This is a genomic window from Streptomyces alkaliphilus (assembly GCF_014141535.1).
Classification (GTDB): Bacteria; Actinomycetota; Actinomycetes; order Streptomycetales; family Streptomycetaceae; genus Streptomyces; species Streptomyces alkaliphilus.
Map to the genome: position 1 here is coordinate 1 of NZ_VKHT01001577.1, position 703 is coordinate 703.

Genomic DNA, 703 nt, shown 5'->3' on the forward strand with positions numbered 1-703 from the left:
GACGTTCCCCGGCGTTCACCGCCTGCGCAGGGCGGCCCCGAGATCGATGTCCACGGGGAAGGGAACGTCCACCTTCAGCCGTTCGTGGTGGACGCCGGTGGGCACGTACGAGCCCGTCGCGGGATCCGGCGCGTGGACGTACGCCACCACCCGGTCATCCTCCCGCTCGACCCGCCAGAAGTGACGGATGCCCGCCTCCGCGTACTTGCGCGGTTTGACGCCCCGGTCCCGACCCCGCGAGTCGGGTGAGACCACCTCGACGGCCAGAAGTACGTCCTCGGGAGTGAAGAACGTGACATCCGGCCTCTCCGCCGCTTCGGCCCGGACCACCAGCACGTCCACCTCCGGGCGGTCCCGGGGGCCGAGACGGACGGACATCCCCCGCAGTACGTCCCACCCGGCGGGAACCGCCCCGAGGAGGGAGGTCTCGAGCCGGCGGAGGGCCCGGGTGTGGAAGAGGCTCCGGGGGCCGGGGAAGCTCGGGGCGCCGTCGAGGAGTTCGACCCGGCGCGGCAGGCCGGGCAGGCGGTCGAGGTCCTCCGCCCGCCAGGAGCCGGTGGCGGGCCACGCGGCGTGTGGTTCGTGGCCGTTACGGTCCCCGGGGGCGGGCGTCTCGGGTGTCGTCATGGGCGACACCCTGCACCGCTGCCGGGCGGGACGGAGCCCTGTCGGCGGGCTTTCCCCCGAAGGGACGAGCGGTTTC

General features: G+C 73.8%; 1 protein-coding gene. It reads right to left on the bottom strand.

The genetic code is table 11. The annotated features are described in order from the left end of the window. Window positions 1-15: 15 nt before the first annotated feature. On the bottom strand, window positions 16-627 hold the full coding sequence (locus FNQ90_RS25775; RefSeq protein ID WP_182608509.1) for a Uma2 family endonuclease: 612 nt from the start codon (window positions 625-627) through the stop codon (window positions 16-18). Between the last annotated feature and the right edge of the window lie 76 nt (window positions 628-703).